The 14476-nt window shown below is 41.8% G+C and carries 11 protein-coding genes; 1 reads left to right on the top strand and 10 read right to left on the bottom strand.

Going from position 1 to position 14476, the window contains the following annotated elements:
* Positions 1–3: 3 nt before the first annotated feature.
* The 7 genes from rplU to CD03_RS33410 form a co-directional block, all read right to left on the bottom strand.
* The gene (rplU, locus tag CD03_RS0113060) at positions 4–309 is read right to left on the bottom strand and encodes a 50S ribosomal protein L21 (protein ID WP_027294031.1); all 306 of its coding nucleotides are present in this window, start codon (positions 307–309) and stop codon (positions 4–6) included.
* A 171-nt stretch (positions 310–480) separates the two neighbouring features.
* Entirely contained in the window at positions 481–846 is a 366-nt protein-coding gene (locus CD03_RS0113055; protein ID WP_027294030.1) for a VOC family protein, read from the bottom strand.
* Positions 847–1009: 163 nt separating this feature from the next.
* Positions 1010–1852, bottom strand: coding sequence for a PHP domain-containing protein (locus CD03_RS0113050; protein ID WP_027294029.1), 843 nt, complete (start codon positions 1850–1852; stop codon positions 1010–1012).
* Positions 1853–1856: 4 nt separating this feature from the next.
* Positions 1857–3068 (bottom strand): ribonuclease E/G, encoded by a 1212-nt coding sequence (locus tag CD03_RS0113045; protein WP_027294028.1) that lies wholly within the window; start codon positions 3066–3068, stop codon positions 1857–1859.
* An 8-nt stretch (positions 3069–3076) separates the two neighbouring features.
* Entirely contained in the window at positions 3077–3787 is a 711-nt protein-coding gene (locus tag CD03_RS0113040; RefSeq protein WP_044289355.1) for a TIGR03936 family radical SAM-associated protein, read from the bottom strand.
* Entirely contained in the window at positions 3771–5636 is a 1866-nt protein-coding gene (locus CD03_RS0113035) for a TIGR03960 family B12-binding radical SAM protein (protein WP_027294026.1), read from the bottom strand. The genes CD03_RS0113040 and CD03_RS0113035 overlap by 17 nt, the downstream gene beginning before the upstream one ends.
* Before the next feature lie 454 nt (positions 5637–6090).
* The gene (locus CD03_RS33410; RefSeq protein WP_081820239.1) at positions 6091–8898 is read right to left on the bottom strand and encodes a glycoside hydrolase family 78 protein; all 2808 of its coding nucleotides are present in this window, start codon (positions 8896–8898) and stop codon (positions 6091–6093) included.
* A gap of 171 nt (positions 8899–9069) precedes the next feature.
* Here CD03_RS33410 and CD03_RS0113025 point away from each other — a divergent pair, with 171 nt between their 5' ends.
* Positions 9070–10299 carry a helix-turn-helix domain-containing protein gene (locus tag CD03_RS0113025; protein ID WP_027294025.1) on the top strand — a complete coding sequence of 410 codons (1230 nt, stop codon included), beginning with the start codon at positions 9070–9072 and terminating at the stop codon, positions 10297–10299.
* Here CD03_RS0113025 and CD03_RS33405 read toward each other — a convergent pair.
* The 3 genes from CD03_RS33405 to CD03_RS0113010 all read right to left on the bottom strand — a co-directional run bounded on the left by CD03_RS33405 (position 10266) and on the right by CD03_RS0113010 (position 14371).
* A complete protein-coding gene (locus CD03_RS33405) occupies positions 10266–10622 on the bottom strand; it encodes a peptidase dimerization domain-containing protein (protein WP_052377785.1) in 357 nt (118 codons plus the stop codon). The two genes, CD03_RS0113025 and CD03_RS33405, sit on opposite strands and share 34 nt — an antisense overlap.
* Before the next feature lie 71 nt (positions 10623–10693).
* Positions 10694–12076, bottom strand: coding sequence for an MFS transporter (locus tag CD03_RS0113015; RefSeq protein ID WP_330377189.1), 1383 nt, complete (start codon positions 12074–12076; stop codon positions 10694–10696).
* 27 nt (positions 12077–12103) lie between these two features.
* Positions 12104–14371, bottom strand: a complete 2268-nt coding sequence (locus tag CD03_RS0113010; protein ID WP_027294023.1) for a glycoside hydrolase family 3 C-terminal domain-containing protein — start codon at positions 14369–14371, stop codon at positions 12104–12106.
* Positions 14372–14476: the final 105 nt, after the last annotated feature.

The following is a 14476-nucleotide window of genomic DNA, read 5'->3' as shown; positions in this document are numbered from 1 at the left end:
CAATTAACCGTTAATTTTTTCAATTTTAACTTGTGTAAACTGCTGTCTATGACCGTTTTTCTTATGATATCCAGTTTTTCTCTTATACTTGTAAACAATAACTTTTTTCGCTTTACCGTTTTTCACAACGCTACCGGTTACAGTTGCGCTTTCAACGTCAGCTCCAACTTTAAGACCATCATTGCTTACTGCAAGTACTTGATCAAAAGTAACAGTCTCTCCAGCTTCTACTCCAAGCTTTTCTACGTTAATGATATCGCCTTCGGCTACTTTGTACTGTTTACCACCTGTTGCAATAATTGCGTACATATGGCACCTCCTATTATCATTACTCGCCAGATTTGGTGATCATCTGCATGACTCTTAGACCTCTCTGTGCGGCATACTAGAGTATAATATCATACTGAAGATTTTACGTCAACTATTTTTTCAAAATTTACCCAATAAATAGCGCAAACAGGCTAGGGTGTGTTTAAATTCTTATTTTTCCGGGACAATTTCAATCCAGTATCCGTCCGGATCTTCAATAAAATAAATTCCCATCGCTTCATTTTCGAAACAGATGCATCCCATTTCTTTGTGTCTCTGATGAAATCCTTCATAATCATCGGTTACAAATGCCAGATGGTATTCGAGATCCCCCAGATTGTATGGCTCTTTACGTTCTGTCAGATAGGTGAGCTCCAAAGTAAAATCGGTAATGCCATCACCCAGATAAACAAGCTTAAAAGAACCGTCAGATGCATTTTTTTCTCTCACCGGCTTTAATCCAAGTGCTTTTTCGTAAAAAGTGAGGGATTTTTCTAAATCCAGAACATTAAAGTTAAAGTGGTTAAATTTAATCATAATTATACCTCCCGCATATCGCAGGCCTGCCTGCAATACTGCCTTAATAAGTAGTTTGAAAGCGCTTTTCTATCAAACTAGTTTACTCCTGCTATTATGTGCAATTTTATATCATTGATTCATATTTTATTCAAGCGTGGCACACTGCTGTCAGAATGCCATTTCATGCCATTTCAAGTGCGCTCTGCATTGGCTTAAAAATTTCATGGAAATCCTTAAATTCCATAACACATTCGCCTACCTGTCCGCCTTTTGGGGAAAGCAGGCCGTGATAGTCACTGCCCCCTGTAAGAAATAAATGATAATATTCCGCCGTAGCTGCAATCTCCTTCATATCAAACGGTGTATTAGACGGATGCAGTAATTCCACACCGGTAAGCCCCGCTTCCACTAATTTTGGAATCAGCCGGATATTCTGCTGCTGTCCCGGATGGGCAAGTACTGCCTTTCCGCCTCCTTCTGCAATGGCTTTTACAACCTCTTTTGTGTCGGGATACTCATAGCTGACCCTTAAGGGTCCGTTTTCCCGGTACATCCGCTGCATCCAGGAGCCGAACATGGCATCGATCTGCCCTGTTTTATAGAGTACATAATTAATATGCTGGCGATAAATGCAGCACCCATCTGTCTCTTTTTCTGCTTCTTCGCGGCTGATCTCATAACCCATTTCCCGAAGCCGTTTAATCTGCCATAAGCTCCGCTCATGTCGCATTTCAAGTACCGGCTTCATCAGTCTGGCAACCGGCTCATAATCGGCTATATTGTATGCCAGGATATGGGCATCCAGTTTTGTCTCAGGATCCCTGCTGCCGCATTCCATTCCCATAATTACCTGAATATGGTGTTTTCTGCCAAGCGCTTTCAGAATATCTTCTTTTGGCGGCGCATCATGGTCTGTAAGTGCAATCACATCCAGTCCTTCCCGGACGCTTTTTTCAAAAACCTCTTCTGCTGAATCACTGCCATCGGAATAACGGCTGTGTAAATGTAAATCCGCTCTGATCATTAAGTCACTTCCTTTGTATCTCAGTAATTGCTTTTACCTGTTCTGCCAGGGATTTTTTTACTTTTTTCCTGGTTACTTCCACCAGTTCTAATGCCGTCATATCTACCAGTGACGCTTTGACGGGATCTTTGGACAGATATGCCTCAAATCCATCCAATAACTGCTTTTTAGAATCCGGAGATTTCATATTAATAAAATCAACAATAATAATGCCCGAAATATTGCGCAGCCGCAGCTGCCTGGCAATTTCCCTGGCTGCTTCCAGATTGATTTTTAAAAAGGTTGCTTCCTGATTCTTATGACCGTCATATTTGCCCGTATTCACGTCGATGGATGTCAGGGCTTCCGTAGGCTGAATGACCAGATAAGCTCCGGATTTCAGCCATACACGCTCTTTCAATGCATCTTTTAAAGCCTGATCCAGACTGTACAGTTTTTTCAGGGGCAGCAGTGAATCTTCATAAAATGACAGTTTATCCAGATCCTCCGGCTGGTATTCGGCAAGGAATTCCTGCATGGAATCATACAACCCCTGGTCATCTGTTAGAATTGTTTCCAGTTTGCCGCTGTAAGTATCCCGCAGCTGGGTCAGATAATTCTTGGGGGTCTGGTAAAGACACGAAAAACAGGTCCTGAATCTGGCCCGTTCCTTTAAGTTTTCATATTGTCCTGCCAATTGGCAGACTTCCTGCCTTAACTCCTCATGTGATGCCTGCGCTGCATTGGTACGGATAATCCAGCCATATTGGTCTGAGCGGTATTCTTCCAGCAGGTTCTTAAGGTCTTTTCTCTGAAATGGAGACAGTTTACCTGATACCCCTATCCGTGTGTTTCCACTTGTCAGAACTAGATATTTGCCGGTAAAGCTTAAATTAGAAGTGACAGTAGGTGCCTTCGTTTTCATATTTTCACGGCTTACCTGCACCAGAAGCTCATCTCCCGCCACCAATCTGCGGGAGTTCATTTTACTGGTATAGTAAGGTGTAGGATTTTCTTCCAAAGAATAGTAACAAGGCAAACCACTTTTGATTTCAATAAAAGCAGCCTGGATATTTTGTACAATATTCTGTACTTTTCCGATATAAATATTTCCCAGAAGTGAATCTACCCCTTCCGGTTCTAAATGAAATTCTACCGGTTTTCCATTCTGAAGGAGCGTTGTTAAAATCTGCCCCTCCTCCCTTGTGATAACCAGCTTACTGTTTTTTTCTTCCATCTCCATTGCTACCCGGGAATATCCTCTCCCAGATCTTCCAGAGAAACCAGACTGCGCTTTTTCTCATTTCCAAGATCTGCATAGACTTCCAGCCGATGAACCAACAGACTGAATGGTTCCATTTCCATTCCCAGATACTGGGCAAATGCCTCCATCACAAGTTCCGGCTTCAGATTATTGACACTTCCTGTAGCAAGCTGCATATATATTCCGTCTTCCCGAAGTTCCAAAGCATATATCATAGGCTTGATATCTACTTCTTTTTCACTTTTTTTTGTTTTCTTTATAATTGTGATGGTTTCCCGGTCATAAAACTCCGCCAGCCGGCTCTTATAATCCTGATCCGGTTCTTTCCCTTCTCTGAAGTTTACCAGATAATCGGCAGCAGCAACCAGAGACATCGCTTTGCTTGCTTTTTCCTGGGGAATTCTTCGGAAACTTAAGACTTTCATTCCTTCCACCATGCAAGCATTTAACTGCTCAATTGCGTCTTTTGATGAAATTTCAGTCTGAACTTCAATATCCAGATATTCTCCCGTACTGGTAAGACCCACACCCAGAGGGGCTGCAAATGACATAATCATATGGGGGCTGAACCCTTCAGTAAAAGCAATGTCAATATTTCCCCTTCGCATTGCTTTTTGAAAATAGCGCATGATATCAAGGTGTCCGATAAATTTCATAGCACCCTCTTTGGCAAATTTAATTCTTACTTTCAATACACACGCCTCCTTTGTATATTCCCGCACCGCATCCAGAGCAACCCTGACGGCAGTTATTTGTAATTGTTTCTGAAACCGCTTTTTTCCATTCTTGTATCAGGAAATTCTTTGAAACACCGATTTGTATAAAATCCCAGGGAAGTATTTCATCCATGGAACGTTCTCTGGTCGTATAGAAATCCGGATCTATGCCCGTGTGTACAAATGCTTCCATCCAGGTTTGATTCTTAAAAGTCTCGGACCATGCATCATAAAGTGCACCGTTTTGATAAGCATCCAGTATGGCTGCCCCTACTCTGCGGTCTCCTCGTGCCAGCAGCCCTTCCAAAACAGTAACATCCGCTTCATGCCAGTTATATTTAATACTTTTGCGATTTAACTGGTCCTTCACTTCCTGGTTAACTATTCTGGCTTTTCCTAAAAATTCTTCTTTTGTGTTCATCCCTACCCATTGGAACGGCGTAAAAGGTTTTGGCACAAAAAATGAGGTACTGACCGTAATCTGGCATTTACCGTTTCGCTCCTCTTTGGGTATCTCATAATACCGTCTGGCAATGCGGTCAGCCAGATGTGCGATCTCTTTCATATCTTCTTCCGTCTCAGTAGGAAGTCCCAGCATAAAATACAGCTTTACCCTGTTCCAGCCGCCTTCAAATGCCTGGCCTGCACCCTCTATAATATTTTCTTCGGTCAGCCCTTTGTTAATTACATCGCGCAGGCGCTGGGAGCCGGCTTCCGGGGCAAATGTAAGGCTGCTCTTTTTCACATCCTGCACTTTGCTCATAACATCCAGGGAAAAAGCATCGATACGAAGGGATGGCAGGGAAATATTAACCCCTTTTCCTTTGAATTCTTCGATTAAATAGTTAACTAATCCTTCCAGTTGGGAATAGTCACTGGAGCTTAATGAACTTAAGGAAATTTCTTCATGCCCGGTATTTTTCAGCATTTCATATGCGTATTCCTTCAGCATAGCAAGATCCCGCTCTCTGGTGGGCCGGTAAAGCATTCCCGCCTGGCAGAAACGGCATCCGCGGATACAGCCCCTTTGTATTTCCAGCACTACCCTGTCCTGGGTTGCTTTAATAAACGGAACAACCGGTGCTTTCGGATAATAAGTATCCGTAATATCCATTACAATCTGTTTTTCTACAAATGCCGGTGTATCCGCACTTTTTGGTAGAAAAGAAGCAATGGTTCCGTCTTCTTTGTATGTTACTTCGTAAAGAGACGGTACATAAATTCCGGGGATGAGGGCAGCAGCTTCTAAAAATGCCTTCCTTCCTTTTCCATTGGATTTATATTCTTTATACAGATCAATCAATCGGAAATATACCGTTTCTCCTTCTCCTATATAAAACAAGTCAAAGAAATCCGCCAGGGGTTCTGGATTATAACTGCATGGACCACCGCCGATTACGATTGGACAATTCTCATCTCTGTCTTTGCTTAGAAGCGGAATTTTACTCAGATCCAGTATCTGCAGTATATTTGTATAGCACATCTCATATTGAATGGTGATTCCAAGAAAATCAAATTCTTTGATTGGCTCCTGTGATTCCAGTGCAAACAACGGGATATCCTTTTCTCTTAAGACCTTATCCAGATCCATCCATGGAGAATACACCCTTTCACACCAGATATCCTCTCTTCGATTCAGCATATCATAAAGAATCTGAATTCCAAGATGTGACATCCCGATCTCGTAGACATCGGGAAAGCACATGGCAAAGCGGATATCCACCTTTTCTTTATCTTTTATAACCGAGTTGACCTCATTACCGATGTAGCGGGCAGGCTTCTCGATTTTTAGCAGTATTTCATCATTTAAAGCTAGTTTTCTCATATATTTCCTTTCTATTTATATCTATTGCACAAATTCATTCGAACCTATTTTTAATTTTTCCGAGTGAAAAATGGATATAAAACACGATTCAACATTGCAAAAGCAATTGATATATGATTGAGACAATCTAATCTATACCATTATATACAGTTTAGGAAAGAAATTCAAGCAAATATCTTTCGTCAAGCGGAATCAACTGTGCATCTTTATTTTGGAGAAAACATCTAGAGCAAAGGATATTGAATCGTTTGCTTCTACTTTCTGCTGCTTAACTTTTCCTGATATGACCAGTATAACTGCCGTATCTTACAATTTCTTTACAAACATATTGAAAAAGCACGATGGCAAAATCAATTCAGATTTTTACTCTCGTGCTCTTTTCACTCTTATTTTTGATTACTTGCTTTTTACATAGGTGTTCATTTCGTGTACTCAATATTCATAATATGGCTACTTATCTGTTGTGACCACCGCTCTCATACCTGTCAAGATCACAATATCCAACCCCTGTCAGTGTACAGTTTCTCTCATTCAACGCATTCACTACCGCCTCATACAGTGGCCTTGCTTCCGGAGCCAAACCAAGTACTTCTGCAAGTGTCATCTGCTGTGCCATTGCAAGCATCGGATTGTCCAGCATTCCCGGAGACATCTGATTGAATAATTCCACCGCCAAAGGCTGGGACAAGATTTCTTCCCATGTACTGTCCAGACTAAAGCGCTCATATGCCAGGTTCGTTGTAGTCTCATATTCATACTCATATATTCCAGAGCCTACAGTAATCACATCTTCTTTCTCCGGCAAATGAATCTCTGCCTCTGTATTTGCAGGAACGCTCACATACCCATGAATCTTTCCATTTTTGCAGCTCCAGTTGCTTTCAATCCTGCCGTATACCGACTCGAATTCCACTCCTGCTTCATCGATCCCTTTTACAAACAGCGGCTGTACTTTGAACTTTTTATAACCTGGCTTCAACTGGCTCACACCGGCAATCTTCCGGTACATCCAGTCGCCAATGGAACCATAGGCATAATGATTCAATGAATTCATTCCCGATACATCAAAACTTCCGTCCGGCATGATGGAATTCCAGCGCTCCCATATTGTCGTTGCTCCCATATTCACAGCATAGAGCCATGACGGATAATCTTCTTTCATAAAAATAGTTGCCGCCAGTTCATGTTCTCCGTTTTCGGATAATACATGACACAGATACGGTGTTCCGACAAAACCGGTTGCCAGGTGATTTTTGTGATTTTCAATATTGGTTTTCAAGGTCTGTAAAATACGCGTCCTGTCTTTTTCTCTCGCCAGGTTAAAATACAAAGATAAAATCGCTCCGGTCTGCGTCTCACTGACAATACGCCCCGTATTCGTATAATATTCCTGCCGGAATGCTTCCAAAGTCGTATCATACAATTTCTGATATTTTTCTGCATCTTGTGCAAATCCGAGTACTTCTGCGGTCTGTTTCACCAGATTTGTCACATACAAATAATATGCATTTGCAATCATATATTTATCTGTCGCACCGGTTCTGTCTGCACTTTCCTCCTTATCCAGCGCCAGCCAGTCTCCATACTGGAATCCGGTCTGCCAGAGTCCGTTTTCCCCGCGCTGATTTCGGATATAGTCTACCCATTCATGCATACATTTCCAGTTTTCTTTCAGAATGCCTTTATCACCATAGGTCTGATATACCACCCATGGCACAATGACTGCCACGTCACTCCATGCCGCAGAGCTGTATGAACCCAGAATATCCGGTACGACATGCGGAACGCCCTTTTCTAAGGAGGACTCTGCCGATACATCTCTCATCCATTTCCGGAAGAACAATGCCGTATTCCGGTTAATAGCTGCTGTCCATGAAAAAATCTGTGCATCCCCTGTCCATCCGAGACGCTCGTCCCGCTGCGGACAGTCCGTCGGAATATCCAAAAAATTGTCCCTCTGCCCCCACGCAATATTCTTTTGCAGTTGATTTACCTTTTGGTTAGAACACTGAAAATCTCCCAGCTTTTCCATATCAGAATGCATCACGCAGGCGGTAAACTGCTCCGTTGTCAACTCCTCCATTCCCTCTACACAGATATATCGAAAACCATGGAACGTAAAATGCGGAAGAAATGTCTGTCCCCCTCCATTGCAAATATAGGTATCCTCTGATTTCGCCTGACGTAAAGTCTCTGTATAAAAATTCCCGTCTTTATCCAACACTTCTGCATGACGGATCACAATCTTCTGCCCTTTTCTGCCATGCACTTTCACTTCTACAATACCGGTCAGATTCTGTCCGAAGTCCACCAGCTTTTCCCCTTTTGGTGTCACGATCAGTTCCTTTGCCGGAATTCTTTCGGTAATACGAACCGGCTCATTTTCCTGGGCTGTCAGAGTATGCTTGTTAAAATCCATGATAGACACAGTACCTACCCTGATTCCGGAATCCTCACCACTGCTTTCTTCACAAACGGTTGTATCAATTGTTTCGCCCATGTAGATCTCACTGTAACGGACTTCACCTGTCCGGACTTTCCAGGTTTCATCGGTGCAGATTATCTCTCTGCTTCCGTCCTCATATTCCATATGTATTTCCGCAAATACACCAACTCTGTCACCGTAAATATTCGGTGTCAGCATAAAACCAAAGATTCCTTTATACCAACCGTTTCCGACCATGATTTCAATTTTATTTTCTTCCCGGAGCATTTCGGTAATGTCATAGATCTGGTATTGAAGACGGTGATGATAGCTTGTCCAACCTGGTGTCATCTGGTCTTCTCCGATACGCTTACCGTTCAGTGATGCCTCATAGACACCTCTGGATGTGGCGTAAATTCTGGCTCTTTGAACTTTTCCTTTTGCTGCAAATGTCTTAGAAAAAATCGGACATGCCGTTTCTTCTTCGGGAAAATCATGTGTAATCATTTTTGCCTTAAATACTTCCGGGTTCAGGATCCCTGTCTCAAAAGACATTTCTCCGGATGCCGTATTCTCATGATTATCTGTCACTTCTACTGTCACATTGTAGAGTGTTTCATCCTGTAAATCGTCTCCTGCATAGGCAATCAGCACGGAATCTTCGCTCTCCACTTTTATTTCCCAGTCAACTTTTTGGCAATCCTTTACTACAATGTGATAAAGCTGTTGTACGGTGTCATTTACCTCTGATTCCAGCTTCCATGAAAACCGTGGATTTTTCTCCGCGATTCCGATTGGATTTACTCTATATTCTGTTCTCAAATCATAAAGTTTCATGTTATCTATTCCTCCACTTTTTAAGAATTCTCTTTTAAACATCGTTTCCCGATATTATATTACTTTTTATATCTCCATTTTTATTGCAGATTTGTTCGATTTCTTTTATAATTTAACTGTAACTTGCTATAACACACCAAATACATATTTGTTATAAAATGGAGAAAATACATGATTTCCTTACAAGACATTAAAGATTTTTGTCATCTGAATTATCTGGATTCCGGTATTCCTGTTTACCTGTATCAGAAAGATACTTTATTGCAGACATTTCCAGAGCAGTCCCCCTGCACATATCCGCCAAAGCATTACATTGAGGAATTTGTCGATACGACAGATAACATCGCACATCTTTCCACTCCATACGGTGCTTATTTTGTTGCCATAAAACCAAAAGATTTACAGAAATTTCGCATTGTGTTAGGCCCAGCAAGTTATATTCCGTTTACCGACGCAGATTTTCATGCCATGTATACAGAATATGCAGTTGTTCAGGAAGAACGGGCAGCTTTTAAAGCATTCTTTCAAGTTATTCCGCCGATTGCTTTAAAAGGTCTTATGGCAAAAGCTGCCGTTTTTAATTATTTTCTGAACCACGAAATTTGTTCTCATTTTGACCTGTTGGAACCTGTTAGCATTTCAGACTCTTCTGCACACGCAGAAAAACATATAGAATCCATTTATCAACAGAAAGAAGATTTTCACCACAATAATTCTTCTGAAATCGAATCCCTGATTCTTCATTTTGTAGAATCAGGAGATGTGGATGGTCTGAAAAAAATGACTTTGCAGCCTTCCATCATACATTCTGGTACTGTTGCACCAAATCAGCTCCGTCAATTGAAAAATCTGAATATTATTATGACTGCACTTGCATCACGTTCTGCAATCTCCAGCGGTGTAGATGCAGATGATGCATTCCAGATGTCCGATTTATATATTCAAACAACAGAAAAATTAAATGATCCCTCCGCTGTTCAAAATCTGAATTTCCAGATGCTTCTGACATTTGCACAAAAAGTAAAAGATAAATTGATTCCAAAAACCTCTGATGAAGCACTGCAACAAGCCATTCGGTATATTCTTCAACATACCAACTGTCCGATTACAGCTGCCGAGGTTGCCCACCATGCGGGATTCAGCCGTTCCTATTTTTCCACCTATTTTAAAGAACAGCTGGGTTTTACTATCAGTGCATTTATCCTGCGCTGTAAACTAGAAGAAGGAAAACATCTGCTGCAGTTTACAGACAAACCGCTCAGTGTGATCAGCAATTACCTGTGTTTTTCCAGTCAAAGCCATTTTCAGACTGCCTTTAAAAAGCAATACCATGTTACACCTCTTCAGTTCCGCAAACAACCAGAGCTTTACGGACGAGGGTTGCTGGAAAATGAGAGATAATCGACTGTTTTACCTCTGTAATTCTGCGGATCAGTTTTTCCTGCCAGTTCATCATCAAACGTACGCAGGGTTCCTCTCATTGCAGCCGTATTGGGAATAATGTTCGGAGCATCTCCCGCGTGAAACTGCCCAATCGTCAATGAAACCTCACTTCCAAACGGACATTCTCTGGCTAATAATTCCTGTAGCCCGAGATGTACATGTACCCCTGCCGTGATCGGATCTATGCATACCTCCGGAGAAGATCCATGTCCTCCCTTTCCGATCAATACAATTTCAAAACCATACACAGACGATAACGGTGTTCTTCCATATGTAATCATACATTCGATTCACTCCCATATACTTTATATTTCTGTCTCACTTCACATTTTTCTTTTTCCATTACTTCTTTTTACGCTTTTCGTTTTGCAATTTCCTCTCTCAACTGAGGAAGTCTCTTTTCTAAGTCAAACTTCATGCTCATTATAAACATAACTACAAACATTGCTGCCGGAATGTAAATGGAAAATGAGAAAATTGCCTGTTTTGTTGCCGATGTAGCTGCGGTCATTGCTGGATCATATGCTACCAATGCGAGACACCATCCAATAATAGAACCTCCAATACCGCTTCCAACTTTTCCTCCAAAACTGGATGCAGCCTGTGAAGATGCTACCATTTTCTTACCATATTTGTACTCATTATAATCAATAGACATTGCTGTCATAACTCCCATCAGACACATCATCGGAATATTTGCAAGTGAAGAAAAACAGCTCATAACCACGTTAAATACAAAATTATACGGGTTTCCAATTCTTACAATCGTACAAATAGCTCCAACAGCAAAGGACACTCTCAATGTCTTAGTAACACCAAGATGTTTAATCATTGGTCCTACAATAATGAATCCAACCAATGTCGGAATCAAGCCGATTGCTCCCATAATTCCCATCAGATTATCATTTCCGTAAATCCATTTTGCATAATAAACACCTGATGAACTTGTAATTGCATACAGAACAGCACTTATAAAGTTCATGATCAAAATCATAACCCAATACTTATTCTGGAACAGTTTTATAACCGCTTCTTTAAACGGAACTGCTTCTTCCTCTTCTTTTTCCTGTACTTCTGTTTCACCCGAAATCACTTCTTTACTTGTCTTATAGCAAAGTAAAAATGCTAAGATTACAAATGCTCCTGCAATTGCACCAAATTTGATCCATGCACTCTGTGTACCACCTAACATATTTGTAACCGGAATTATTGCAACTGCCATGATCATACCGGATACATATCCTGATGCTGCACGCCATGTTCCCATTCTGCCTCGTTCTTCCTGACTGTTTGTACGAACAATCATCAGAGATGCATACGGGATACATACTGCCGTATAAGCAACTGCCGTAAATAACAGATTTGTAATTATCAAATAAGCAAGTTGCAGACCTGCGTTTCCTTTCGGCACAGTGAACATCAATACGGTGAGAATACCGGCAGGTATACCGGCTTTCAAAAGCCATGGTCTGTATTTTTCTTTCCCCGGTTTCGTATGGTCTACGATATTTCCCATGATCAGATCTGTAAATGCATCCACAATCTTACAGAGCATCAGAACCGTAGCAACCGCTCCTGCTGCCACTCCTACTTTATCTGTATAAAAGTAGGTTATCTGTCCGATCAATCCACTCATCGCATTCAATGCGAACTGTCCCAGTGAATCCCCCAGAAAATCTCTTCTGCGCATTGTCCGCTGTACGCCAAACTTATCTTTTCCTAATTCTTTCGCCATCTTATGCATCCTCTTTTTCCTTTTCTTTTATTGATTTACCGCTGCGAGAATCTGCTCCAATACTTCTCTCTTCATTCCCGGTACAAAGCTCAACAACTGCCGAAGCGGCATATCATTCATCATCGCTGACATCATTTCATCATTGACCACTTCATTATTCTGATTTGCTTCCGCCATCTCCGCTGCCTGCTGGTTGCCGCCCATCATCTGACTGAACACAGCTTTGCCTTTCTCATCTCGCATCAGTTCGCCTATACAGGTATTCAAAGTAAATACTTTCTTTATCTTTCTGGTTCCTTCTACCTGAATCGTTGTGTGCAGCAGTACTTCTTCTGCATTCTTACCAACTTGAATCTCATAAGCGCCGCTCTCCACATACCAGCCATGAATCTCGGTATTCCAGTAAGCGAATGCTCTTGCGTCTAATTCAAAGGATACTGTCTTCTTTTCTCCCAGCGCAAGTTCAATTTTGTCAAACGCTCTCAGTTCTTTTACCGGGCGGGCTGTTTCGGTTTCTCCCGGAGCCACATAGATTTGAATAACTTCTTTTCCGGCTCGGTTTCCTGTATTTTCCACATCAACAGAAACGGTGATAATTTCATTATCTGTCATCTGCGTTCTGTCAAGATTCAAATTGCTGTATGTAAATGTCGTATAAGAAAGTCCGTAGCCGAACGGGAACAATACTTCCTGCTTTTTACTTGTATAGTATCGGTATCCCACGAATACACCTTCGCTGTAAACCGCTTCATCCACACCTTTTCCATAAGTCAGATAACATGGGGTATCTTCCAGACGAAGCGGAAACGTCTCTGCCAGTCTGCCGCTTGGATTTGCCGTTCCATAGAGCACGTTGACAACTGCTTTTCCAACTGCCTGACCTCCTAAGTATGCTTCTACGATTCCTTTCACCTGATTTTTCCACGGCATTGTCACAGGAGAACCATTATGCAGTACGACGATGGTATTCTTCTGTACTTTACTGATCTTCTCGATCAAGGTGTTCTGACAATTTGGAAGATTCAGATGCTTCCGGTCATATCCCTCTGATTCGAAGTTGTCCGGCAATCCGGCAAAAACAACAGCAACCTCAGCCTCTTCTGCGACGCGTACCGCTTCATTCTGCAACTCTTCATTTACTTCATCAACAATATCATCAAATCCTTTTGCAAAGGATACATCTGAGATTTCCTTAACCGCCTCAACCGCAGACTCTACTTTCCAGCTATTGATGTGAGAACTTCCGCCTCCTTGATATCTCGGTGTTTCTGCATATTTTCCGATAAAAGCAACTTTCTTGTCTTTCACAAGCGGAAGTATCTCATCCTCATTCTTCAAAAGAACAATACATTCCGCCTCCGCCTCGGCTGCAAGTTCATGGTCTTTTTCATATTCAAATGTAACACCCTGCTGACGATTTTCTATGAATTTGAAAATAACATTTAAGATTCTTTCACATGCTTGATCCACAACCGCCTCATCCAGACTTCCGTCCTGAACTGCTTTTACAATCATTGCGTCATTGATTCCCCCTGAGGCAGGCATTTCCAGATCCATTCCGGCTTTTAATGCCTCTACACGGTCATTGACCGCTCCCCAGTCGGACATTACATATCCGTCAAATCCCCACTCATCACGTAAGATATCTGTCAGATATTCTTTGCTTTCTCCGACATAAGTTTCGTTGATACGGTTATAAGAATTCATAACCGTCCACGGTCTTGCCTGTTTAACTGCTCCTTCAAATGCCGCCAGATAGATTTCCCGAAGTGTCCGTTCATCCACCTGGGAGGAATTGGTCATACGGCGTTTTTCCTGATTGTTTGCCAGAAAATGCTTCATGCTGACGCCCACATTTTGGCTCTGTATACCTTCTGTCAAGGCTGCCGCCATCTCAGATGCCACAAGCGGATCTTCGGAATAATATTCAAAGTTACGACCACATAGTGGGGAACGCTTGATATTCATTGCCGGTCCGAGAATAGTGCTAATATCTTTTGCCTGGCATTCCTGTCCAATCGCCGTTCCAATCTTTTTTAATAACTTTCTGTCAAAGCTGGCTGCTGTTGCACATCCTGTCGGGAAACAAACCGCCTTAATGCTCTCATTGATTCCCAAGTGATCAGTCTGTTCGTCCTGTGCACGAAGTCCATGCGGTCCATCCGTTACTTTCACGGAAGGAATCCCCAACCGTTCTATGCTTTTTAACTGCCAAAAATCTGCACCGGAACACATCCCGGATTTTTCTTCCAAGGTCATCTGCGCAATCAGATTTTGGATATCTTCTCTCTTCATGTTAAGTTTCCTCTTTCTTTTCTAATAGAATTGATTCATTTTATAATCCTATTTTACTTATTGAAAGCAGGATTGAATTTCATTTTTGTTCTTTATATTGTATTT

Origin of the sequence: Robinsoniella sp. KNHs210, from assembly GCF_000686105.1 — a bacterium.
Classification (GTDB): domain Bacteria; phylum Bacillota; class Clostridia; order Lachnospirales; family Lachnospiraceae; genus Robinsoniella; species Robinsoniella peoriensis.
The sequence above is the reverse complement of the archived record's forward strand: the minus strand, read 5'-3'. Positions and strand labels throughout refer to the sequence as shown.

Bases quoted from the DNA above. Each gene is read 5' to 3' on its own strand.
- CD03_RS0113025 (WP_027294025.1), top strand. From the start codon at position 9,070: ATGATTTCCTTACAAGACATTAAAGATTTTTGTCATCTGAATTATCTG.
- CD03_RS0113010 (WP_027294023.1), bottom strand. From the start codon at position 14,371: ATGAAGAGAGAAGATATCCAAAATCTGATTGCGCAGATGACCTTGGAA.
- CD03_RS0113045 (WP_027294028.1), bottom strand. From the start codon at position 3,068: ATGGAAGAAAAAAACAGTAAGCTGGTTATCACAAGGGAGGAGGGGCAG.
- rplU (WP_027294031.1), bottom strand. From the start codon at position 309: ATGTACGCAATTATTGCAACAGGTGGTAAACAGTACAAAGTAGCCGAA.
- CD03_RS0113035 (WP_027294026.1), bottom strand. From the start codon at position 5,636: ATGAGAAAACTAGCTTTAAATGATGAAATACTGCTAAAAATCGAGAAG.
- CD03_RS0113015 (WP_330377189.1), bottom strand. From the start codon at position 12,076: ATGGCGAAAGAATTAGGAAAAGATAAGTTTGGCGTACAGCGGACAATG.
- CD03_RS0113050 (WP_027294029.1), bottom strand. From the start codon at position 1,852: ATGATCAGAGCGGATTTACATTTACACAGCCGTTATTCCGATGGCAGT.
- CD03_RS0113055 (WP_027294030.1), bottom strand. From the start codon at position 846: ATGATTAAATTTAACCACTTTAACTTTAATGTTCTGGATTTAGAAAAA.
- CD03_RS33405 (WP_052377785.1), bottom strand. From the start codon at position 10,622: ATGATTACATATGGAAGAACACCGTTATCGTCTGTGTATGGTTTTGAA.
- CD03_RS33410 (WP_081820239.1), bottom strand. From the start codon at position 8,898: ATGAAACTTTATGATTTGAGAACAGAATATAGAGTAAATCCAATCGGA.